Below are 20,862 nucleotides of genomic sequence, written 5' to 3'. Positions count from 1 at the left end.
CCATTCCCAAGTTGCCATCCCCCTGCGCCGACGGGGAATTGCCCGGATGGCCGTTGCACGTCCTTGCAGGCCAGAGCCGCCTCGTTTGCGACGATGCATGAAGTGGGGGAAAATCAATGCCGATCTATCATGCCCGCGACCTGTTGACGCTGCGCGACGTGGGGGCGCCCGAAGGCAAGCCGCGGTGGATGAACCTGCATGCGGCCATCCGGGCCGAATGGAAACGCGAGCCAGAGGCGCTCAAGGGCCCCGGGCTCTACGGCGTGTTTTTGGACGGTGCGCTCTTCTACATCGGGCTTTATGCCGGGCATGCTGCGGTACCTTTCGGCGGTTCGGTACTCGAACGCTGGTTCAAGCACGCGACGCATCACACGTTGCGTTCGCCGAAGTGCGAGTTCCGCCCCAGCCACCTGCGCGACATCATGAGCCTGCAGGGGCCGGTTCGCGAAGACATCGCCGCCTGTCTACCTGAAGACTTGTCGACACTCGATTCGCGGCAGCACGCATTGGTGGCGCCCGGAAGCGCGAGCACCACATTTCGGAAGGCGCGCTTCGCTGCCCGCCATTGGGATCTGCTGGGCCCCGGGAACGAGACCGCGATGCTCGACGCGCTCTCGTTCGTCTATTGCCCCCTTCCGCGCGACTGGGCAGCTAGCCTGCCGACCGCAGCGGCGAAAGATGCAAAGGCATGGATCAAGAGCCATTGGCTGCGCCCGGCCGAGACTGCGCTGATCTCCACCTTCGCACCGATCTGCAACAGCCCCGTTGCCCCGGGGGAAGAAGGACCCGCCGTCGATCCAGCAATGGTCGAAGCGGCGACGCTCGCCCATATCGCGGCGATGTCCCCGGCTGCCCAGTCCGCGGCTGCGGCTCCGGCCCCCCGCGCCGATATCGCTGCGAGCGACGACGAGGACGACGGCGGGGAGGAAATGGCGCGGCTGCGCACGCTGCTCTCGCCGGCGGGGGATATGTTGCTCGACGCGCTGGCGGCCGCCGATCTGCCCGGCATCACGATCGGCGCAACCGATAGGCCCGATCTGCGGCTCTACAGTATCGTCCCGAAGCGGCGCGTTCTGATGACGCTAGCGCCGCGCGCGAACGGTTGGCTGCGCTGCGAAACGCTGGCGAGCGCCGCAAGCGGTGTCGCGCTGGGGCTCGACGCCCAGCCGCTCGTGGGCGCAGGACCGATGCAGAGCTCGTTCTCGATCGACCCCGCGACCACGGATGCCGCGCTGCTGATCGCAATCGCGGGCGCGGCAGTCCAAACGCTCAGCGGCGATTAAACGGCAGTCGCGCACCGTTCTTGCCATCATTGACGCGCGCGTCGTCGCGCCAATGATGGCAAGTTGCCCGCCTGCCGACACGGCTGCCCGGTTTCGCGCCGCCTATCCCGCCGCCGCCTGATCGAGCGCCTGGCTCAGGTCCGCCAGGATGTCGTCGATATGCTCCAGCCCGATCGACAGGCGGACATAGCCGTCCGAAACGCCGGTCGCGCGCTGTTCCTCGGCGGAAAGCTGCGAATGCGTCGTCGAGGCGGGATGGATCGCCAGGCTGCGCGCGTCGCCGATATTGGCGACGTGGTAGAACAGCTTCAGCGCGTTGATGAACGCGCGCCCCGCCGCGCCGCCGCCCGCCAGTTCGAAACCGACAAGGCCGCCCTGCCCTTGCGGCAGATAGCGTGCCGCACGCTCGGCCTGGATACCCGTCTGGACCGAGGGGTGGATGACGCGCGTGACGTCCGGCCGCGCGTCGAGAAACGCGACGACCTTGGCCGCATTCTCGCAATGGCGCGGCATCCGGAGCGGCAGCGTCTCGAGCCCCTGCAGGATCTGGAAGGCATTATAGGGAGACAGCGCGGCGCCCAGGTCGCGCAACAGCACGGTGCGCGCGCGCAGGATATAGGCGATCGGCCCCAGCGGCTTGGCCGCCTGGCTCCAGACCGCGCCGTGATAGCTGGGATCGGGCGTGTTGAGCAGCGGCTGGCGATCGGGGAACGCCTCCCAGTCGAAATTGCCGCCGTCGACGATCACGCCGCCGATCGAGGTGCCGTGCCCGCCGATATATTTGGTCGTCGAATAGACGACGATCGCGGCGCCATGGTCGAACGGGCGCGCGATCAGCGGCGCGGCGGTGTTGTCGACGATCAGCGGAATGCCCAGCGGCCGGCCGAGCGCGGCGACCTCGGCGATCGGCGCGACGATCAGCTTGGGGTTGGGCAGCGTCTCGACATACCAGGCCCGCGTGCGTTCGTCGCTCGCGCGCACGAATGCTTCCGGATCGGCGGGATCGACGAAGCGCACCTCGATCCCCTGGTCCTTCAGCGTGTTGGCGAACAGGTTCCAGGTACCGCCGTACAGGTCGGTGCCGCTGACGATATTGTCGCCCGCGCGCGCCAGGTTCTGGACGGCATAGGCCGACGCGGCCTGCCCCGAAGCGACCGCCAGCGCCGCCGCGCCGCCCTCCAGCGCGGCGATGCGCTGTTCCAGCACGTCGGTGGTCGGGTTGCCCAGCCGCGTATAGATGTTGCCCAGCTCGCGCAGCGCGAACAGGTTGGCGGCGTGGTCGGTGTCGCGGAACTGGTACGAGGTCGTCTGATAGATCGGCGGCACCACCGCCCCCGTCGCCGGATCCGCCCGCCAGCCCGCGTGCAGCGCAAGCGTTTCGGGGTGCAGCGTGCGGTCGGTCATCGTCATGGCTCCTTGTCAACGGTCGTGGGGGCCATGCTAGCCCCTGCGTCCGCCAAGGGGAGATAATTTTGCTTTGCCCGCGCCAAGGTGGAGCGGCGCGCCGCTCAGCCGCGCGGGCGCAGCGGCGCCGGCGCGAACCAGCCTGCGGCATCCTCGCCGTAAAGCAGCAGGATCGCGACCGCCTCGATCCCGAGCTGGAGGAGCGAGGCGGCGACCGGCATCATGCCCTGTTCGGGGGCAAGGCCCACCATGCCGGTGCCGCTCAGAAAGGCAGTGCTCGTCAGCATGCCCAGCAACCAGCGCGCGAGCAGCATCCCCCGCGCCGCGCGCGATCCCGCCAGCACCACGCCGAGCATCAGCAGCACCGCCAGCCCGATCCCCGCCATCCGGATCGCGAAGATCCGCCGGACCAGCGTCGCTGCGGCGTCGGGGGCCAGCGCGAAGCCAAAGGTCATTCCGCGCGTGCTGTGCACGGCCAGCGCCGCCGCCAGCACGACCGCACAGCAAAAGAGCAGGGCAAACAGCCGGACGGCAAAGGGCTGCGGCACGGTCACATCTCCCCTCCTGCCGACCCGCAACCGGGCCGGACACGCATTTTTGCCCTATCGACAGCAGGTTAACGAAATCCGCATCGGCCCGCCCGCCGCCCCGCCGCCGCCGATCATGCAAACTATGGACGGGGCGTCCGCGCCCGAATCGGCGCAGGATCGCCCCGCTACCGCGCCGCGATGTCGGCCATGGAGAGGGGGCACGTCATGAACAGCAGCGACCTTCAGGAACGCACCCGGGATCTGGCCTTGCTCGATTCCGCACCCGATGAATGGAGCCAGCGCATCAAGGGCGCGGTCCAGGCGATATCGGGCAATGTGCCCTATGTCGGCGGGCTCATCACCGCGGCGATCGAACTCCTATGGCCGATCGCCAAGCAGGATCTGTGGTCGTCGATGCGCCAGCAGGTGAGCGACATGGTCGACACCCGCCTGCTCGACAAGGAACGCGCCGAACGCCAGGGCGACATCAACGGCATCAAGGACGGGCTTCGCCTCTATCGCGACGCCCGAAACCACGAGCGGCGCGGCCTGTTGTCGGCGCTGCTGGTCGAGGCCGAGACGCTGGGCGAAAAGCTGACCCAGTCGACCGACGCGATCCACCTTCTCCCGCTCGCCGCCATCGCGGCGCATCTGCATCTCACCCTGCTCCTCGAACGCGTCGCGCACGGCAAGGAACTCTACGAAGAGGACAACGACGCCGCGTGGAACGCCGAGCTGCTCGCGCAATATCGCCTCTATCGCGACCATTTCCGCCGCCGGATCCCCGACTGGATCGCGTGGCGCCACGACCGGATCCGGATCATCGACAAGGTGTCGGTCGAGGACGGGGTGACCGGCGAGACGATCAGCTTCGGCCAGCCGGGCCTCAACCGGCAGCGCGTGTGCGAGGCGACGCGCGACCGGCTATGGTCCGCCGCGGTGCTGCGCGCGACCGCGATGTTCCTGCCCGCCTTCCTGCTCCACCGCTATGTGCCCGCCTATCGCGACGATCCGGAGGCGATCGACCCGGCGCTGGTGCGGCTCACCGTCGGCCCCTTCTCGGTCGCGACGATGGGCGACGGCGGCGCGGCGGCGGACGGCGCGAAGATCGTCGAGACCGACCTTCACGACAGCTTCGGCCGCATCAAGTCGATCCGCATCCGCGAATATAACAGCATCGACCTGCTCCAGTTTCGCTACCGGCACGGCGACGGCCACGCGGTCGGCAACCCCAAAGGCGGTGTCGAACATCACGAAACGCTCGGCGACGATGCCGCGATCGTCGAAGTCACGATGGGCTTCGCGCAATGGCTGCTCACCGACATCGCCTTCGGCTTTTCCGACGGCCGCCGGACGCAGCGCTTCGGCAACCGGCTCAACTGGCGCGCGGCACGGGCGACGCTCGGGCCGAACAGCGACTATGTCGTCGCCGGCGCGCACTACCGCCAGGGCGGCGGGCCGTCGGGCACCACCGGCGTCCGCGTGCTCGCGCTCGAATGGACGCACCGCGCGCTCCGCCAGCCCGTCCGCCTCGTTCCCGCCGGCACGACGAACGTGCTCGACGTCGCGGGCGGGCACGACGCGAACGGCACCGCGGCTGTGCTCTATGCCGGCCATGGCGGCGACAATCAGCGCTGGTCGGTCGCCTATGACGGCGACGGCGCCTATGTCTTCATCGCGGTGTTCAGCGGCCGCGTCCTCGACCTCGATCGCGGCCTCGCCGACGATCGGGCCGGGCTCCAGATCTGGGATCGCCACGGCGGCGACAATCAGCGCTGGCGGCTGACCCCGCATCCACAGGACCGCGAGCGGTTCCGCATCGTGTCCGCCGCATCGGGCCGCGCGCTCGTCGCCGCGGGCGACCGGGTCGAACAGCGCGATCCGGACCCGCAGGCGGATCACCAGTGGTGGCGCTTCGAGCCGGCCTGACGGCGTTACGCGCCGCCGCGCGCCGCGGGGTCGGTCACCAGCCGATAGCCGACCCCCGGCTCGTTGCGGATCAGCCGCGCGGCATCGTCGCCCAGCTTGCGCCGCACGCCGCGCGCCGCGACGCGCAGATATTCGACGTCGCGCTCGTGCGCCGGTCCCCAGATCGTGCGCAACAGCTGCACATGCGTCACCACCCGCCCGGCATGGCGCGCCAGCGTCGCGAGCAGGTCATATTCCTTGGGCGTCAGGTGCACCGCCACGCCGTCGCGGCGCACCGCGCGCGCGGCGAGGTCGATCGTCACCTCGCCCGCGGTCACCACCGTGGCGCCCGTGTCGGCGGCGCGGCGGCGGCGCAGCGCGGTGCGGATGCGCGCCAGCACCTCTTCGGTATCGAACGGCTTGGTGACGAAATCGTCGGCCCCCAGGTCGAGCGCCGCCACCTTCTCCTCGGTCGCGTCGCGCGCCGAGACGACGAGCACCACCGCGCCGCCCGCGCCCAGCAGCGGCACCAGCTCGATCCCGTCGCGGTCGGGCAGCCCCAGGTCGAGCAGCACCAGCTCGGGCCGGTCGATCGCCAGCGCGGCCAGCGCCTGCCGCGCATCCGCCGCCTCGGTCACGCGATAGCCGCTGCGCCCCAGCGCGGCCGCAAGCAGCCGCCGGATCGCGGGCTCGTCGTCGACGATCAGGATGCGCGCGCCGCCGCTCATGCCCCCGCCCCGTCGCGCGCCCCGTCGCCCGCCCCGTCCTCCACCGCGTCCGCCGCCCGCAGCCGCTCGGCGGGAAGGTGGATCGTGAAGCACGCGCCGCGCGCATCGCCGCGATTGGCGGCCGAAACGCCCAGCCCCATCGCCTCGGCAAAGCCGCGCACGATCGCCAGCCCCAGCCCGGTGCCGCCCTTGCGATCCGATCCTTCCACCCGCGCAAACCTCTCGAACAATCCCGCCGCGCCGTCGGGCAGCCCCGGCCCCGTGTCGATCACGTCGATCGCCAGCCCGCTGCCCTCGCCGCGCGCGGCGATGCGGATCACGCCGCCCGGGTCGGCGAACTTGGCGGCATTGTCCAGCAGGTTGATGAGGCACTGGTGGAAAAGCTGCGGGTCGACCGCGGCGAGCGGCAGGTCGGGCGCCACCGCGATCTCGACGCGGTGCGGCGCCAGCGGCCGGGCAAGCGCCGCCACCGCCGCCGCAACGGCTTCGGCCAGGTCGACCGGCTCGATCCGCAGCCGCAGTCCGCCCGCCTCGATCCGCGCCATGTCGAGCAGGTTGGCGACGAACCGGCGCAGCCGTTCGGCCTCGCCGCGCGCGGTGGCAAGCTGTGTCGCCTGCGCCGCATCGGCAGGCGTGATCTCGGCCAGCGTGCCGATGATCGTCGTCAACGGCGTGCGCAGGTCGTGGCTCACCGACGAAAGCAGCGTCGAGCGCAGCCGGTCGCGCTCGCGCAGGCTGCGCACCGTCGCGCGTTCGGCCTCGACGCCCACCCGTTCGAGCGCCAGCGCGGCCTGGTCGATCAGGCTCAGCAACAGCGGGAGCTGGTCCGAACGCACCGGCTCGCCCGCATCGGCGCGCGCCAGCCCGAACACGCCCGCCGTGCGCGCGCCCGCGCCCAGCGGTTCGAACCGCCATTCGGCCGCGGTCAGCGTGTCCGATCCGCGCCCGGCGGGGCGGTGATGGTCGATCGCCCATCGCGCCGCGGCCTGTTCGATCGCGCCCAGCTCGGGCGCGGCGGGCAGCGCGGCGGCCACCGCCAGCCGCGCGCCTTCGGGTAACAGCACCACCGTCTGCACGCCGAACAGCCGCGCGACCTCGCTGCACAGCAGCGCGGCGATCTCCTCGGCCTCGCTCGCGCGCGTCAGCAGCCGGGCAAAGCCCGCCAGCGCCCGGCTCTGCGCCGCGCTCGCCTGGGCGAGCAGCGCCTGGTCGCGCACGCGCGCGGCGAGCTGGCTGCCCACCAGCGCCACGCCCAGCAGCACGCACAGCGTCACCAGATTGGCCGGATCGCGGATCGTGAAGGTATAAAGCGGCGGCAGGAAAAAGAAGTTATAGGCCAGCGACGAGGCGATCCCCGCCGCAAGCCCCGTGCGCAGGCCATAGCGCGTCGCCGCGACGAGCACGGGGATCAGGTAGAGCAGCCCGACATCGGCGACGCCGCCGGTCGAGAGCAGCGACACGCCCAGCAGCGTGACGAGCGCGATCAGCAGCGCGGCGACGCCATAGCCCGGCGCGCTCCCCCAGCCCCGGCCGCGCGGCGGTGCCGGCGCAGCCCCCGCCCCGGCATCGGTCGCGGCCGTCGCCGCCGGCTCGCCGCCGGTCCCGCCCAGCGGCAACAGGTGCAGCCCGACGCCGGGCAGCGCGCGCATCAGCCGGTCGGCGGTCGTGCGCGACGCGCCGACGCGCCACCATCGCCGTCGCGCCGCGGTGCCGATGACGAGCTGCGTCGCGCGCGCCTCGCCCGCAAACCGGGCCAGCCCCGCCACCTCGCTGTCCGCCGGGATCGTCGCGAGCTGGGCGCCGAGCTGGCTGGCGAGCTGCATCGTCGCCGCCAGTCTTGCGGCCGCCGGGCTGCCCGGACGCGGCGCGTGCGGCGTCTCGACATGCACCACCGTCCACGGCCCGCGCAGCGCGTCGGCCAGCCGCTTGCCCGCGCGCACCAGCGCGCCGGTGCACGGCTGCGCGCCCACCGCGACGACGATCCGCTCGCCCGCGGCCCAGGTGCCCGCCGCGGCGCGCGCGCGCAGGTCGTCGAGCAATTGCGCGTCGATCGCCTGCGCCGCGCGCCGCAGCGCCAGCTCGCGCAGCGCCGTCAGGTTGGTGCGCGAAAAGAAATTGTCGAGCGCGCGCGACGCCTCGGCGGGAACATAGACCTTGCCCGCGCGCAGCCGCTCGATCAGCGCATCGGGGGGCAGGTCGACGACCTGGATCTCGGCATTCTCGATCACCCGGTCGGGCAACGTCTCGCGCACGCGGACCTGCGTGAACGACGCGACCACGTCGTTCAGGCTTTCGAGATGCTGGACGTTGACGGTCGACCACACGTCGATTCCCGCCGCCAGCAGCTCCTCGACGTCCTGATAGCGTTTCTCGTGGCGGCTGCCGGGGGCGTTGCTGTGCGCCAGCTCGTCGACCAGCGCCAGTTGCGGCCGCCGCGCGAGCAGCGCGTCGAGGTCCATTTCCTCGATCGTGCGCCCCTGATGCGTCAGGCGGCGGCGCGCGACCGTCTCGAACCCGGCGACGCGCGCGGCGGTGTCGGCGCGGCCGTGCGTCTCGACCACGCCGATCACGACGTCGGTGCCCGCCGCGCGCGCGGCCGCGGCGGCGCCCAGCATGGCATAGGTCTTGCCGACGCCCGGGGCGGCGCCCAGGAACACCTTCAAACGGCCGCGGCCCTCCTGCGCGGCTTCGCGCAGCAGGGCCTCGGGGTCGGGACGCGGGTCGTGGTCGGGGCTCACCGCACCTTACTTGCGCTCGCCGGGGCCAGCCTGTCGAGAGCGCGGTTGAGCGCCAGCACGTTGACGTGCGGCTCGCCGATCACCCCGGCGAACGGCGGCGTGATCGACCGGTCGACCAGCGCGCGCAGCGCCGCCGGGTCGATCCGCCGCGCCGCCGCGACGCGCGGCACCTGATAAAAGGCCGCCTCGGGGCTCAGATCGGGATCGAGTCCCGAGGCGGAGGCCGTCACCAGATCGGCTGGAACCCGATCGGCTGGTGAAACCGCAGGATTTTCGGCGCGAAGCCGGGCCAGGTCGGCGCGCATCCGCTCGGCCAGCGCGCGGCTGGTGGGGCCCAGGTTGCTGCCGCCCGACGCCATCGGGTCGTATCCGCTGCCCGCCGCCGACGGGCGCGGGTGGAAATAGCCGGCGCCGGTGAAGTTCTGGCCGATCCGCGCCGATCCGATCACGCGCCCGTCGGCGTCGCGGATCAGGCTGCCGTTGGCGGCTGCGGGGAAGGCTGCCTGCGCGACGGCGGTGACGAGCGCGGGATAGCCGAGCCCCAGCAGCGCGGCGAAGACGAGCGTGAGGACGAGCGCGGGGCGCACGCCGGCGGCGAGTTCCTTGAACATGTCTGGCTCCTCAGGCGAGGTGAAGCGCGGTCAGGGCGACGTCGATCGCCTTGATGCCGATAAAGGGCGCGATCAGGCCGCCCAGGCCATAGATCGCGAGGTTGCGCGCCAGCAGCGGCCCGGCCGCCATCGGGCGATAGCGCACGCCGCGCAGCGCGAGCGGCACCAGGCACGGGATGATGAGCGCGTTGAAGATGATCGCCGACAGGATCGCCGATTGCGGGCTCGCCAGCCCCATGACGTTGAGCACGCCCAGATCGGGATAGAGCGCGACGAACATCGCCGGGATGATCGCGAAATATTTGGCGACGTCGTTGGCGACCGAAAAGGTGGTCAGCGCGCCGCGCGTCATCAGCAACTGCTTGCCCAGCCCGACGATCTCGATCAGCTTGGTCGGATCGCTGTCGAGGTCGACCATGTTGCCCGCCTCGCGCGCCGCCTGGGTGCCCGTGTTCATCGCGACGCCGACATCGGCCTGGGCGAGCGCGGGGGCGTCGTTGGTGCCGTCGCCGCACATCGCGACCAGCCGTCCGCCCGCCTGTTCGCGCCGGATCAGCGCCAGCTTGTCCTCGGGCGTCGCCTCGGCCAGGAAATCGTCGACCCCGGCCTCGGCGGCGATCGCCGCGGCGGTCAGCGGGTTGTCGCCGGTAATCATCACGGTGCGGATGCCCATGCGGCGCAGCTCGGCGAACCGTTCGCGCACCCCGGCCTTGATGACGTCCTTGAGCGCGATCAGCCCCAGCAGCCGGCCGTCCTGCGCGACCGCGAGCGGCGTCTGGCCGGCGCGGGCGATCGCTTCGGTCAGCGTGCGCAGCTCGCGCGCGGCGGGGGTGTCCGCGGCGTGCGGATTGGCGCGCAGCACCGCGTCGACCGCGCCCTTCTGGATCAGCGCGCCGCCGGTGCGTATGCCCGAAAGCCGCGTCTGCGCGGTGAACGCGATCACCTCGGCATCGTCGGGCAGCTCGCGGCGCGTGACGTTGAACGCCTCGCGCGCCAGCACGACGATCGACCGCCCCTCGGGCGTCTCGTCGGCCAGGCTCGCCAGGCTCGCCGCCGCGGCGAGTTCGTCGATCCGCACGCCGGTCAGCGGGCGGAACGCGCTCGCCTGGCGGTCGCCGATGGTGATCGTGCCGGTCTTGTCGAGCAGCAGCACGTCGACATCGCCCGCCGCCTCGACCGCGCGCCCCGACTTGGCGAGCACGTTGAACCGCACCAGACGGTCCATTCCCGCGATGCCGATCGCCGAAAGCAGCGCGGCGATCGTCGTCGGGATCAGCGTGATGAGCAGCGCGGCGAGCACCGTCGCCGGAATGCTGCCGCCCGCATAATGGGCAAAGCCGGGGATCGTCGCCACGGCGATCAGGAAGATGATCGTCAGCCCGACGAGCAGGATGGTCAGCGCGATCTCGTTCGGCGTCTTCTGGCGCTCGGCGCCCTCGACCAGCGCGATCATGCGGTCGAGGAATCCCTGCCCCGGCTCCTGCGTCACACGCACGCGGATCCAGTCGGAGATGACGCGCGTGCCCGCGGTGACCGCCGAACGGTCGCCGCCCGCCTCGCGGATCACCGGCGCGCTCTCGCCGGTGATCGCGGCCTCGTTGACCGACGCGACGCCCTCGATCACCTCGCCGTCGGCCGGGATCAGCTCGCCCGTCTCGACGATCACGACATCGTCGCGGCGCAGCGCGGCGGCGGGCACCTGCTCGTATGCGCCGGTGGGATCGGTGACGCGCCGCGCGGTCAGTTCGGACTTGGCGGCGCGCAGCGATGCCGCCTGGGCGCGGCCGCGCCCCTCGGCCAGCGCCTCGGCGAACGTGCCGAACAGGACGGTCAGCCACAGCCAAATCACGAGCTGGATTTGAAATCCCGCGAACAGGCCCTTTTCGCCGACGAACAACAGGATTGTGAGCAGCAACGCCACGATTTCTGTCGTGAAAAGCACCGGATTGCGGATGATTTTTGTTGGATTGAGCTTGGTTACGGCGTCGCGCGCCGCGGGGCCGATCAGTTCGGCCGTAAAGATGCTGGTCGGAACAGCCATGGCAAAATCCTCAGAAAAGCTGGCCGCGGAGCATGGCGAGATGGTCCGCCACCGGCCCCAGCGCGAGCGCAGGCAGAAAGGTCAGTCCGCCCAGGATCAGGATCACCCCCAGCAGCAATCCCACCCACAGCGGACCCGTCGTCGGGAACGATCCCGCGGTCTCCGGCGTGTGCCGCTTGGCGGCCAGGCTGCCCGCGACGGCGAGCACGGGGACGATCACGAAGAAGCGGCCGATCCACATCGCGAGGCCCAGCAAACCATTGTAAAACGGCGTGTTTGCGCTGATGCCGGCAAAGGCCGAACCGTTGTTTCCGGTCGCCGAACTCAACGCATAGAGGATCTCGGAAAAGCCGTGCGGCCCCTTGTTGAGCGGCCCTGCCAGCCCGGCCGGCAGCACCGCCGCCAGCGCGCTCAGCCCCAGGATGCTCAGCGGCAGCACCGCGATCGCGAGCACCGCCAGCTTGACCTCGCGCGCCTCGATCTTCTTGCCGACATATTCGGGCGTCCGCCCCACCATCAGCCCGGCGACGAACACCGCAAGCAGCGCAAACAGCAGAAATCCGTAGATTCCGGCCCCGACGCCGCCGACGACGATCTCGCCCAGCTGCATGTTGAACAGCGGCACCAGCCCGCCCAGCGCGGTGAAGCTGTCGTGCATCGCGTTGACCGCGCCGCACGATGCCGCCGTGGTGACGACCGAGAACAGCGCGGAGGCGGCCAGCCCGAAACGGACCTCCTTGCCCTCCATATTGCCGCCGGCGACGCCCAGCGCATGGGCCATGGGGACGCCATTGGCCTCCTGCCAGTAAACGACGCCCACCCCCGCGACGAACAGGATCATCATCGCCGCCAGGATCGCCCAGCCCTGCCGGGTGTTGCCCACCGCCCTGCCGAAGCACCAGGTCAGCCCGATGCCGATCGCAAAGATCGACAGCATCTGGATCAGGTTACTGATTGCATTGGGATTTTCGAACGGATGCGCCGAATTGGCGTTGAAGAACCCGCCGCCGTTGGTGCCGAGCATCTTGATCGCTTCCTGGCTGGCCACCGGCCCCAGCGCGATCGTCTGGCGCGCGCCCTCGATCGTCGTCGCATCGATGCTGGCGACAAGGGTCTGCGGCACGCCGCTCGCGACCAGGAACAGCGCATAGACGAGGCTGAGCGGCAGCAGCAGGTACAGCGTCACGCGCGTCACATCGGCCCAGAAATTGCCGACGCCCTGCGCCTGCCGCCGCGCGAAGCCGCGGAAAAGCGCGAAGGCGATGGCGATGCCGGTCGCCGCGCTCAGGAAGTTGTGGATGACGAGGCCGAGCATCTGGCTGAGGTTCGACAGCGTCGCCTCGCCCGCATAGGCTTGCCAGTTGGTGTTCGTGGTAAAGCTGATCGCGGTATTGAGCGCCAGATCGGGCGACATGCCGGGCAGGTGCCGCGGATTGAGCGGCAGCCATTGCTGGAGCCGCAGCACGGCATAGGTGAAGACGAGCAGCGCGACGTTGAACAGCAGCAGATGGAGCGCATAGCGCCGCCACCCCTGTTCTGCCGCGGGGTCGATCCCGCCCAGCCGATAGATCCCGCGCTCGACGGGCCCCAGAAGCCGATGAAGCGGCGTCCGCCGCCCTTCATACAGCGCGAACAGCCATTGCCCCATCGGCCACGCGATCGCGACGCACAGCGCGACGAAGAGCGCGATCAGCGCCCATCCCTGAAGCGTCATTGCCGCTTCCCTTTCTCTTGTTCAGAATCGTTCGGGCCGCAGCAACGCCGCGACCAGATAGACGAGCAGGCCGAGCGCGGTCGCGCCGGCCAGCAGCAGTGCAGGCGACATGGCTCAGCTCCGTTGGCAAAGGACGACGAGCGCGAGCGTGAGGCAGAAAAGCCCCAGCATCCCGCCCAGCCAGGCAAGATCTTGTGGTATCATGATGATTTCCGGGTTGGCGCGGGTTCGCACCCACGCAGGGGGCGGCGGCGAGGGTTCAGAAGCGTCCGGGCACCGCCAGTCGGACGAACAGCCCGCGCCCTTCGAGGAGCAGCGCACTGCCGATGGCCCAGCCCAGGAAGATGAGCGCTGCCAGCGCGAAACGGACGGCGAAATGCGTCGGCACGCCCCCCGAAAGCCGGTGAAGCACGCCGCCCAGCGCAAGCGCCGCCGATACCAGCACCGCGCCGAGCGCTCGCAGCGCGATCGCGCCGCGGACGCCGAACGGCGGATCGTCAGGAACCGAAGTCATGGGCATCATCCCCGTTTGGCCGGGCCCAGGCCCGTACCGGGGATATGGCGGCGATGGGCGTTAAGCTTCCACGCGAAGGCGTATCGCCCCGCGTAAAGAAGGCATAAAGATCGCAGCCTTGCGTCCGCTCAGCCGAGCGGCCGACGAACCACCAGGTCGATCAGCGCCGACATGCCGTGGTGGCCGGCGCCCTCCGAAATCACGCTGTCATGCGACGCGAAATGTTCGATCGTCCAGCCGGCAAAGGCCGCGCGGAGCATCGGTTCGGTATAGAGATTCTCGACCGCCCGCGGGCCGCCGGTGCCATAGTCGAGCTGTTCGGGCCGATAGCCCTGGATCAGGATCAGGCCCCCCGGACGCGTCGCGCGCTTCATTCCGGCGAAGATCCCGTCGCGCAGCGCGGGGCCGGCGAACTGGATGAAGATGCCGATCACGGCGTCATAGGCGCTCTCGGGCCACTCCCACCGGGCCAAATCGGCCTCGATCAGGTCGAGCGAGACGCCGCGCCCCGCCGCCAGCCGGGCCGCCTTGGCAAGCCCCGCTGGCGCGATATCGACGGCCGTTACGGCGTGCCCCTGTTCGGCCAGCCACACCCCGTTTCGTCCCTCCCCATCGGCCACCGCAAGCACGCGCGCGCCGGGGGGCAGCCGCCACGCCTGCTCGGCAAGGAAGTGGTTGGGTGCGGTGCCGAACACATAATCGGCCGTCGCGCCGAAACGCGCCTCCCATTGCGCGCGGGGATCGTTCATTTCCCGGCCTCCTCGGCGTCCGGCCGGCACACGCTGCACAGGGCGTCAAAGATGCGCTGCACCTGGGGATCGGCGATCGAATAGAGGCGCGACTGCTGTTCGGCGCGCGCCGCCACGGCCCCCGCCTCGCGCAGCACCGCCAGATGCTGCGACACGGCCGATTGCGACAGCCCGGTCACCTCGATCAATTCACCGACCGATGCCTCACCCGCCGAAAGCCGGCACAGCATCATCAACCGCGCCGGATTGGCCATCGCACGCAGGTTGCGCGACAGCCCTTCGGCCTGGTCCCGCATCTGGTCGAGGCCGAGCTCCATCTTCACTGCGACACCCTCGTCATTCGTTCCCGCACCCCGTCCGCACCATCGTCACTGCCCCACATCCCCCCCAACGCGCATCGGCCGGCCATCGTCGCGAAGCACCACATAGATGGCGGGGATCACGAGGACGGTCAGCAGCGTCGACGAGGCCAAGCCGAACAGGAGCGAAATCGCAAGCCCCTGAAAGATCGGGTCGGTCAGGATCACCGCCGCGCCGATCATCGCCGCCGCCGCGGTCAGCACGATCGGTTTGAAGCGGATCATGCCGGCCTCGATCAGCGTATCGCGCAACGACTTGTCGGGGCTGCGGGCATGTCGGATGAAATCGACGAGCAGGATCGAATTGCGCACGATGATCCCCGCCAGCGCGATAAAGCCGATCATCGATGTCGCCGTGAACGGCGCACCGAACAGCATGTGTCCGGCGACGATCCCCACCAGCGTCAGCGGGATGGGCGTCAGGATCACCAGCGGCAACTTGAAGTTGCCGAACTGCGCAACGACCAGCACATAGATCGCGAGCAGCGCGACGCCAAAGGCGGCCCCCATGTCGCGGAACGTCACCCAGGTGATTTCCCATTCGCCGTCCCACAACAGCGACGGGTGGCGTTCGTCCTCGGGCTGGCCGTTCAGGCGAATCTCGGGCTTTTGCAGTCCCTTGGCCGCCCAGTCATGCCGCGCGATCGCGTCATTGACCGCGAGCATCCCATAGATCGGCGCCTCGTAGCGGCCGGCAAGCTCGGCCGTCACCATGGCGGCGCCGCGCCCGTCGCGCCGGAACAGGGTCGGCTCGGCCTTTTCCATCCGTGCCTCGACGAGCTCGCCGAGTGGCAGCAACTGCGGCCCGCCCGGGGCCTGCGCGACGGCGACGGGGGTCGCGGCGAGCGCCTGGCTCCAGTTGCGCTGCGACTGGTCGAGCCCGATCTGGATCGGCAAGGGGTCGCGCCCGTCGCCTTGCGGCGCATAGCCCACGACATTGTCGCCCATCAGCGCGGCGACCGAATCGAACACCTGTCGCTCCGACACGCCATAATGGTCGAGCCGATCGCGCTGCGGCACCAGCCGCAATTCGGGCGCCGGCTGGCCGAAGCTGTTGTCGACGTCGACGATGAACGGCACCGTCCTGAACAGCTTCTCGACTTCTGCCGCCGTCGCGCGTCGCGATGCCTCGTCAGGGCCATAGATTTCGGCGAGCAGCGTCGCGAGCACCGGCGGCCCCGGCGGGGTCTCGACAACCTTGATCGAACCGCCCGCCGGCATCGGCAGCGCCTTCAGGCGATCACGCAACGCCACGGCAACCGCGTGGCTGGCGCGCGCGCGCTCCTCCTTGGGCGCCAGGGTCAGCATCAGATCGCCTTGCCACGGCTTGGCGCGCAGAAAATAGTGGCGGACCAAGCCGTTGAAGTTGAACGGCGCCGATGTGCCGGCATAAGCCTCCATCGCCACCACCTCCGGCACGCCGCGCGCGATGGCGGCCGCCTGTTCGAGCGTGCGCGAAGTCGTCTCCAGGCTGGTGCCTTCGGGCAGATCGACGACAAGCTGGATCTCCGACTTGTTGTCGAAGGGAAGCAGCTTCACCGTCACCGCCTTGAAATAGAACATCGAACAGGCGAGCAGCGTCGCGACGCCGACCGCGATCAGGAAATTGCGCGCGCTCGCCCGGCTGCGGATCACGCGCGCCGCGACCTGTCCGTAGAGCGCCCCCAGCTTGCCGCCATGCGCGTCGTGATGCGCGCCCGCCGCCAGCGTCCGGCGCGCAAAGCGCACCATCAGCCACGGCGCGATGATCACCGCGACGAAGAACGAAAACACCATCGCCGCGGACGCGTTGATCGGGATGGGCGCCATATACGGCCCCATCAGCCCCGACACGAACAGCATCGGCAACAGCGCGGCGACGACGGTCAGCGTCGCGACGATGGTGGGGTTGCCCACTTCGGCCACGGCATCCACCGCGGCATCGACGCGGCTGCGCCCGTCGCCCATGGCCCAGTGCCGCGCGATATTCTCGATCATCACGATCGCGTCGTCGACCAGGATACCGATCGAAAAGATCAGCGCGAACAGGCTGACGCGGTTGATCGTGAACCCCATCAGCTTCGACGCGAACATCGTCAGCAGGATCGTGGTGGGGATCACGATCGCCGTCACGCCTGCCTCGCGCCAGCCGATCGCAAGGCCGATCAACAGCACGATCGAAACCGTGGCGAGCGCAAGATGAAACAGCAGCTCGTTCGCCTTGTGGTTCGCGGTCTCGCCATAATTGCGCGTCACCGCAACGCTGACGGTATCGGGGATCAGCGTGCCTTGCAGCGCCGCGACCCGGTCGACCACCGACTGCGACACGGTGACGGCGTTGGCGCCCGCCCGCTTGGCGATCGCCAGGCTCACCGCAGGTGTGCTCGCCCAACCCGATGCCTCGCGCGACCATCGCCAGGCGCGGGCCTGATCCTCGGTGGGGGCCTGCGTGACCTTGGCGACGTCGCGCAGCAACACCGGCGCGCCGCGGACCGACCGGACCACCAGCGCGCCGACTTCATCCGCGCTCGCCAATGTGCGCCCGGCGACCAGTTGCGCGGCCTGGCCGCTTTCGCGGACCATCCCGGTCGGAAACGCGCGATTGGCCTGAGAAGCCGCCTCGACCACGCTTTGCAGCGGCACCTGCATCGCTGCGAGACGCGCCGGGTCGGGCGCGATGCGGATCGCCTCGCGCTGCCCGCCGACCAGAAAGGTCAGGCCGACATTGTCGACCTTGGCGATCTCCGAACGCAACCGGCCGGCAAGCTGATAGAGCGCCTGGTCGTTCCACTGCCCCGGCGCTCCCGGCCTGGGGGTCAGCGTCAGCACCACGACGGGCACGTCGTTGATGCCGCGCACCGTCACCTGCGGCGCCGGGATGCCGACCGGGATGCGATCGATATTGGCCTTGATCTTCTCGTCGATCCGCGTGGCCGCGTCCTCGGGCCGCGATCCGACCAGGAAGCGCGCCGTCACCATCACGCCGTTGGCCTCGGCCTGCGTATAGACATGCTCGACGCCGTCGACCGACTTGACGATCGTTTCCAGCGGCTTGCCGACCAGTTCCACGGCATCGGAGGCCGTCAGGCCCGGCGCGGCGACGCGGATGTCGACCATCGGAACGCTGATCTGCGGCTCCTCCTCGCGCGCGATCGTCATCGTCGCGATCAGCCCGACGAGGATTGCGGCGAGCAGTGCCAGCGGGGTGAGCGGCGAGGCGATGAACCCGCGCGCCAGCCGACCCGAAATGCCCAGCGTCATCGGCTGCCCCCGATCGCCAGCCGGTCGCCGGCCGCGACACCCGACAGGATCTCGACCTGCGCGGCGTCAGCGACGGGCGCCGTCTGGACGGGCACCGTCGCGGTCGAACCGTCCTTGTTGACCAGCGTTACGCTGTCCACGCCGAACCGCGTCGTCACCGCGCGGCGTGGAACGATCAGCGCCATGCGGCGCCCGGCCTCAACCTGCGCAGCGATCCGGCGGCCGATCAGCCGATCGTCGATCCCCGCGACCGTGACGTCGGCAGCGACCTGCCCGCCATTGACGGCCGGGTAGACCTTGGTGACGGTCCCGCGGACCGGAGCCGCCTTTTCATCGATCCGGGCAAGCACCCCCGCGCCCGGCTGGACCGTCGCCGCCAGGCTTTCGGGCAGTTCGAGCCGAAGCACCACCGCTCCGGCGGTGATCGTCGCAATCGCCATGCCGGGCGCAACCGCCGATCCGGCCGGGATGGGTGCAAGCAGGACACGCCCGCTCGAAGGCGCGACGACGGCGCCCTGGCCGGCAACGGCATTGACGGCCGCCTGTTGCGCGCGTGCGGCGCGGATCTGGGCCTCGGCCGCGCGGGCGCCGGCCTGCGCCTGGTCGAGCCTGGCGCGGGCATAGACACCGTTTTCATACAGGAAGCGGGTGCGCGACAATTCGGCTTGCGCATTGGCGGCTTGCGCTTCTGCGGCGGCGGCCTGGGCGGCATAGGCACCGCTCTGGGGGCCGAGCTGACTGTCGACGATGCGGCCGATCACCTGTCCCTTGGCGACGCGATCCCCCTCCTTGACCGAGATGGAGACGAGGACACCGGGGATCCGCGCCATCACCTGCGCCTGCTGCACGCTGGTGACGCTCGCGCTCACCGCACGCCAGTCGGGCGCCGGCACCGGGGCGACGGTGATCGTCGGCCCCGCATAGCGCGCGGACGCACCGGCCGGTGCCTTGGTTTCGCCGCCACAACCCGCCAGCGGCGTCGCAGCGACCATCGCGACCAGCAGCACGCCCCCTCGCATCGTCAGGCCCCCCGCACGACCGGCAGGCCGGCGGCCTTCCATGCGCCGATGCCGCCTGCCAGATGCGTGTCCACCGCGGCTTGCGCGACCGCGCACCGTTCGAGCGCCATGGCAGACCGCTTGCCGCCGGCACAGTTGAGCACCAGCGTCTTGTCCCCGGCATCCGGAAGCGCCGCCGGATCGAACGACGACAAGGGGAGGTTGATCGCCCCGGCAATATGCCCGTCGGCGAATTCGCCCGGCTCGCGCACGTCGACGACAAGCGCCGCATCCTGATCGAGCATCGTCTTCAGCGTCGCGGCATCGACCGTGCGCACCACCCGCCTCTTACCGAAACCAAACATCGCATTCCTCCTATGGCATAACGCTAATATACGTCTTGACTTATATTCGTCAATGCTGATTTATATCGGCATGGCCGACGCGCCGTGTTTTGAAGGAGACCGGATCATGAATCTCGATCGTGCCGTACTGGCCTTTGCCGGCTGCATCGTTCTGCTCAGCGCGATCCTGTCGCTGACCGTGCATCCGTGGTGGATCGCCCTGACGCTGTTCGCCGGTGCCAATATGCTCCAGGCCGCATTTACCGGCTTCTGCCCGGCGGCGATCGTGTTCAGGGCGTTGGGCGTGCGACCGGGGACGGTGTTCCGGTGAACCGGCGGCTCCGCTCCCGGGCCGCCCCGGCGCGGTTCGCCCTGCTGCTGGCTGCGGGTGCTTCGGCGATGATCGCGACGCCGGGCCACGCCCAGTCGCTGGAGGCGGTGATCGCCGCCACGCTCGAACAGTCGCCCGAACTGGCCGCTGCCCGCGCGCGTGAAGCCGGCGCGAACGCCCGTCTCGATGCGGCCCGCGCCGAGCGAATGCCCAGCGCGACCGTTCAGGGTCAGGTCGCCACCGGGCGTATCGACCCGCAAGGCTTTTTCGGATTGGCGGCGGACAATGTCACGCCCCGCTCGATCCAGTTCGGCACCGAATTGCCGCTGTTCACCGGCGGCCGCATCGGCGCCGCCGAAGCCGAGGCGCGGGCCGGCATCGACGCCGCGCGCGCAGGTGCGGAGGCGATGGCGCTGGAACTGCGCGTCCAGGTCGTCCGCGCCTATGCCGGTGCAATCGCCGCGCATCAGCAGGCGACGACGCAGGCGCGCATGATCGCGACGCTCGAGGCGGCACTTCGTGATACCCGGCTCCGCTTCCGCGCGGGCGACGGCACGAGCACCGAGGTCGCGCAGGCCGAGGCGCGCCTGGCCGAGGCGCGTGCCGGACTGTCCGCCGCCGAAGGCGCCGAAACCGAAGCCCGCGCGATGCTCCGCGCCCTGTCGGGCATGGAGGTGACGCCCGACGCCGGCCTGCCGGTGCCGGCACAGCCCGCAATGACGCCCCAGGCTGCGGTCGCCCTGGCGATCGCGCACAATCCCCGCGTCCGCGCGGCCGAGCGCCTGCTGGCGGCCGCACGCGCCGGGCTGGACGGCGCCCGGGCAGCGCGGATGCCGGTTGTCGGCGCCTATGCCGAGGCAGGCAGCGTGCGCGACCAGTTCTTCCCCGGGTACAAAGCCGATACCGCCAGCGTCGGCATCCGCGCGCGCTGGACGCTGTTCGACGGCGGCCGCACCGGCGCGCGCGTCCGCGGCGCCCAGGCCGAAATGGCCGAACGCGAAGCCCGGCTGCGCGCCGAACGTGCCGAGATCGAGCGGCGCACCATCGCCGCCCACGCGGCATTGGTCAGCGCCCGCGCCACCTATGATGCGGCAAGTGCGCGGGCAGAAGCCGCGGCGGCGGCGCTGCGCGGCACCCGGCTCGAGGTTCAGACCGGGGCCAAGCCGATGCTTGCGTTGCTCGACGCCGAGCGCGAGGCGGGCGCGGCCGAAGGCGCAAAGACGGCTGCCGCCGCCGACATGCAGGTTCAGGCGCAGCTTCTGGCGGCACTCACCGGAAGCTGAGCCGGCGCGCAGCCGCTGAATCCCCCTACGCTGCGGCTGCGCGCCATTTCACGGTTGCAGGGGACTCGCCCACGCCCGATCATGGGC

Annotated in this window: 18 protein-coding genes; 4 read left to right on the top strand and 14 right to left on the bottom strand. The window is 70.2% G+C overall.

Going from position 1 to position 20,862, the window contains the following annotated elements; all coding sequences use genetic code 11:
- The first annotated feature begins 143 nt into the window (after positions 1-143).
- Positions 144-1,283, top strand: a complete 1,140-nt coding sequence (locus ACT3CF_RS08650) for a hypothetical protein (protein WP_478421868.1) — start codon at positions 144-146, stop codon at positions 1,281-1,283.
- A 102-nt stretch (positions 1,284-1,385) separates the two neighbouring features.
- Here ACT3CF_RS08650 and ACT3CF_RS08645 read toward each other — a convergent pair whose 3' ends face one another.
- Together ACT3CF_RS08645 and ACT3CF_RS08640 are read right to left on the bottom strand one after the other, a co-directional pair.
- The gene (locus tag ACT3CF_RS08645; protein WP_478421940.1) at positions 1,386-2,687 is read right to left on the bottom strand and encodes an O-acetylhomoserine aminocarboxypropyltransferase/cysteine synthase family protein; all 1,302 of its coding nucleotides are present in this window, start codon (positions 2,685-2,687) and stop codon (positions 1,386-1,388) included.
- Positions 2,688-2,791: 104 nt separating this feature from the next.
- On the bottom strand, positions 2,792-3,241 hold the full coding sequence (locus ACT3CF_RS08640) for a hypothetical protein (RefSeq protein ID WP_478421866.1): 450 nt from the start codon (positions 3,239-3,241) through the stop codon (positions 2,792-2,794).
- A 201-nt stretch (positions 3,242-3,442) separates the two neighbouring features.
- Between ACT3CF_RS08640 and ACT3CF_RS08635 the strand changes: the two genes are divergently transcribed.
- A complete protein-coding gene (locus ACT3CF_RS08635; protein WP_478421864.1) occupies positions 3,443-5,146 on the top strand; it encodes an RICIN domain-containing protein in 1,704 nt (567 codons plus the stop codon).
- Between the two features lie 5 nt (positions 5,147-5,151).
- Here ACT3CF_RS08635 and ACT3CF_RS08630 read toward each other — a convergent pair whose 3' ends face one another.
- The 12 genes from ACT3CF_RS08630 to ACT3CF_RS08575 form a co-directional block, all read right to left on the bottom strand.
- The gene (locus ACT3CF_RS08630) at positions 5,152-5,853 is read right to left on the bottom strand and encodes a response regulator (RefSeq protein ID WP_478421862.1); all 702 of its coding nucleotides are present in this window, start codon (positions 5,851-5,853) and stop codon (positions 5,152-5,154) included.
- Positions 5,850-8,591, bottom strand: a complete 2,742-nt coding sequence (locus tag ACT3CF_RS08625; RefSeq protein WP_478421860.1) for a DUF4118 domain-containing protein — start codon at positions 8,589-8,591, stop codon at positions 5,850-5,852. The genes ACT3CF_RS08630 and ACT3CF_RS08625 overlap by 4 nt, the downstream gene beginning before the upstream one ends.
- A complete protein-coding gene (gene kdpC, locus ACT3CF_RS08620) occupies positions 8,588-9,202 on the bottom strand; it encodes a potassium-transporting ATPase subunit KdpC (RefSeq protein ID WP_478421858.1) in 615 nt (204 codons plus the stop codon). The genes ACT3CF_RS08625 and kdpC overlap by 4 nt, the downstream gene beginning before the upstream one ends.
- A 10-nt stretch (positions 9,203-9,212) precedes the next feature.
- On the bottom strand, positions 9,213-11,243 hold the full coding sequence (gene kdpB, locus ACT3CF_RS08615; protein WP_478421855.1) for a potassium-transporting ATPase subunit KdpB: 2,031 nt from the start codon (positions 11,241-11,243) through the stop codon (positions 9,213-9,215).
- A 10-nt stretch (positions 11,244-11,253) separates the two neighbouring features.
- Positions 11,254-12,957, bottom strand: a complete 1,704-nt coding sequence (gene kdpA / locus ACT3CF_RS08610; RefSeq protein WP_478421853.1) for a potassium-transporting ATPase subunit KdpA — start codon at positions 12,955-12,957, stop codon at positions 11,254-11,256.
- Between the two features lie 21 nt (positions 12,958-12,978).
- Positions 12,979-13,068 carry a K(+)-transporting ATPase subunit F gene (gene kdpF / locus ACT3CF_RS08605; RefSeq protein WP_478421851.1) on the bottom strand — a complete coding sequence of 30 codons (90 nt, stop codon included), beginning with the start codon at positions 13,066-13,068 and terminating at the stop codon, positions 12,979-12,981.
- A 148-nt stretch (positions 13,069-13,216) separates the two neighbouring features.
- Positions 13,217-13,471, bottom strand: coding sequence for a hypothetical protein (locus tag ACT3CF_RS08600; protein WP_478421849.1), 255 nt, complete (start codon positions 13,469-13,471; stop codon positions 13,217-13,219).
- Between the two features lie 128 nt (positions 13,472-13,599).
- Positions 13,600-14,220: an SAM-dependent methyltransferase gene (locus ACT3CF_RS08595; protein ID WP_478421848.1), complete on the bottom strand. Its 621-nt coding sequence runs from the start codon at positions 14,218-14,220 to the stop codon at positions 13,600-13,602.
- A complete protein-coding gene (locus ACT3CF_RS08590; protein ID WP_478421939.1) occupies positions 14,217-14,537 on the bottom strand; it encodes an ArsR/SmtB family transcription factor in 321 nt (106 codons plus the stop codon). The genes ACT3CF_RS08595 and ACT3CF_RS08590 overlap by 4 nt, the downstream gene beginning before the upstream one ends.
- A 51-nt stretch (positions 14,538-14,588) precedes the next feature.
- A complete protein-coding gene (locus tag ACT3CF_RS08585) occupies positions 14,589-17,819 on the bottom strand; it encodes an efflux RND transporter permease subunit (RefSeq protein ID WP_478421846.1) in 3,231 nt (1,076 codons plus the stop codon).
- Positions 17,816-18,838: an efflux RND transporter periplasmic adaptor subunit gene (locus ACT3CF_RS08580; RefSeq protein WP_478421844.1), complete on the bottom strand. Its 1,023-nt coding sequence runs from the start codon at positions 18,836-18,838 to the stop codon at positions 17,816-17,818. Before ACT3CF_RS08580 ends, ACT3CF_RS08585 begins: the two co-directional genes overlap by 4 nt.
- 2 nt (positions 18,839-18,840) lie before the next feature.
- Entirely contained in the window at positions 18,841-19,182 is a 342-nt protein-coding gene (locus tag ACT3CF_RS08575; RefSeq protein WP_478421842.1) for a rhodanese-like domain-containing protein, read from the bottom strand.
- Positions 19,183-19,288: 106 nt separating this feature from the next.
- Between ACT3CF_RS08575 and ACT3CF_RS08570 the strand changes: the two genes are divergently transcribed.
- Positions 19,289-19,492: a YgaP family membrane protein gene (locus ACT3CF_RS08570; protein ID WP_478421840.1), complete on the top strand. Its 204-nt coding sequence runs from the start codon at positions 19,289-19,291 to the stop codon at positions 19,490-19,492.
- A complete protein-coding gene (locus tag ACT3CF_RS08565; RefSeq protein ID WP_478421838.1) occupies positions 19,489-20,775 on the top strand; it encodes a TolC family protein in 1,287 nt (428 codons plus the stop codon). The genes ACT3CF_RS08570 and ACT3CF_RS08565 overlap by 4 nt, the downstream gene beginning before the upstream one ends.
- Positions 20,776-20,862: the final 87 nt, after the last annotated feature.

The organism is Sphingomonas chlorellae, assembly GCF_056485145.1.
The sequence above is the reverse complement of the archived record's forward strand: the minus strand, read 5'-3'. Positions and strand labels throughout refer to the sequence as shown.

Bases quoted from the DNA above. Each gene is read 5' to 3' on its own strand.
- ACT3CF_RS08645 (WP_478421940.1), bottom strand. From the start codon at position 2,687: ATGACCGACCGCACGCTGCACCCCGAAACGCTTGCGCTGCACGCGGGC.
- ACT3CF_RS08590 (WP_478421939.1), bottom strand. From the start codon at position 14,537: ATGGAGCTCGGCCTCGACCAGATGCGGGACCAGGCCGAAGGGCTGTCG.
- kdpC (WP_478421858.1), bottom strand. From the start codon at position 9,202: ATGTTCAAGGAACTCGCCGCCGGCGTGCGCCCCGCGCTCGTCCTCACG.
- kdpF (WP_478421851.1), bottom strand. From the start codon at position 13,068: ATGTCGCCTGCACTGCTGCTGGCCGGCGCGACCGCGCTCGGCCTGCTC.
- ACT3CF_RS08570 (WP_478421840.1), top strand. From the start codon at position 19,289: ATGAATCTCGATCGTGCCGTACTGGCCTTTGCCGGCTGCATCGTTCTG.
- ACT3CF_RS08585 (WP_478421846.1), bottom strand. From the start codon at position 17,819: ATGACGCTGGGCATTTCGGGTCGGCTGGCGCGCGGGTTCATCGCCTCG.
- ACT3CF_RS08595 (WP_478421848.1), bottom strand. From the start codon at position 14,220: ATGAACGATCCCCGCGCGCAATGGGAGGCGCGTTTCGGCGCGACGGCC.
- ACT3CF_RS08630 (WP_478421862.1), bottom strand. From the start codon at position 5,853: ATGAGCGGCGGCGCGCGCATCCTGATCGTCGACGACGAGCCCGCGATC.
- ACT3CF_RS08600 (WP_478421849.1), bottom strand. From the start codon at position 13,471: ATGACTTCGGTTCCTGACGATCCGCCGTTCGGCGTCCGCGGCGCGATC.
- ACT3CF_RS08575 (WP_478421842.1), bottom strand. From the start codon at position 19,182: ATGTTTGGTTTCGGTAAGAGGCGGGTGGTGCGCACGGTCGATGCCGCG.
- ACT3CF_RS08635 (WP_478421864.1), top strand. From the start codon at position 3,443: ATGAACAGCAGCGACCTTCAGGAACGCACCCGGGATCTGGCCTTGCTC.
- kdpA (WP_478421853.1), bottom strand. From the start codon at position 12,957: ATGACGCTTCAGGGATGGGCGCTGATCGCGCTCTTCGTCGCGCTGTGC.
- ACT3CF_RS08580 (WP_478421844.1), bottom strand. From the start codon at position 18,838: ATGCGAGGGGGCGTGCTGCTGGTCGCGATGGTCGCTGCGACGCCGCTG.
- kdpB (WP_478421855.1), bottom strand. From the start codon at position 11,243: ATGGCTGTTCCGACCAGCATCTTTACGGCCGAACTGATCGGCCCCGCG.